General features: G+C 46.2%; 1 protein-coding gene. It reads left to right on the top strand.

The genetic code is table 11. The features are described 5' to 3' along the window. Positions 1-59: 59 nt before the first annotated feature. Positions 60-835, top strand: a 776-nt coding sequence (locus NIES208_RS09500) for an ISAs1 family transposase (protein ID WP_075892092.1), incomplete at its 3' end; no start/stop codon positions are given.

The raw sequence follows: 835 nt of genomic DNA, 5'->3' as shown, positions 1-835 counted from the left end.
CAGGGTAATCGCATCAAAATAAAAGACAGGAAAGGGGTAAAGTAAAGGAGCTTATCAAAATGCCCTGCGACCTGACAATAGAGACATTACGAGCTTCCTTAGAAACACATTTTGGCAAGATACCAGAAAGCCGAGTCATCAGTAGAAGTAGCCACAAGCTCATCAATATCATTACAATCGCCGTCTTAGCAGTACTTTGTGGAGCCGATGGGTGGGTGGCGGTCGAAACCTATGGCAAGGCAAAACAAGATTGGCTGGCAAAATTTCTGGACTTACCCCAAGGTATTCCCTCCCATGACACCTTTGGGCGAGTATTTAGCAAAATAGACCCAGAGAAAATGGAAAGTCATTTTCAAGAGTGGGTAAAGCTGATGGCAGGGAAGCTGGGATTAACAGTGGTAGCCATTGATGGGAAGAGCCTGAATGGTTCCTATGACCGGGAAAACTCGCTAAATGCGCTACAAATGGTGAGCGCATGGTCAAGCAATCAAGGTCTAGTGCTGGGACAATGTGCAGTGGCTAAAAAATCGAATGAAATCACAGCAATTCCAGTATTACTAGAACAGTTAGACCTCAAGGGAGCGATTGTAACCATGGATGCCATGGGGACTCAAAGGAAAATTGCCCAACAAATCAAGACAGCAGAGGCGGACTATGTTTTGGCACTGAAAGGGAACCATCCGACCCTCAACAATGATGCTCAGGATTGGTTTCAGGGCAATAGGGAAAAGCTAGAGGCATTACCAGAAGTGATTGTGCATCGCCGCACTTGTGAGTCTGGACACCACCGCATCGAGCAACGTCAACTATGGCAAGTCCCTGTAGAAAAGGTATT

It is taken from the genome of [Limnothrix rosea] IAM M-220 (genome assembly GCF_001904615.1).
GTDB lineage: Bacteria > Cyanobacteriota > Cyanobacteriia > Cyanobacteriales > MRBY01 > MRBY01.
This window is presented reverse-complemented; position numbering and strand designations above follow the sequence as displayed.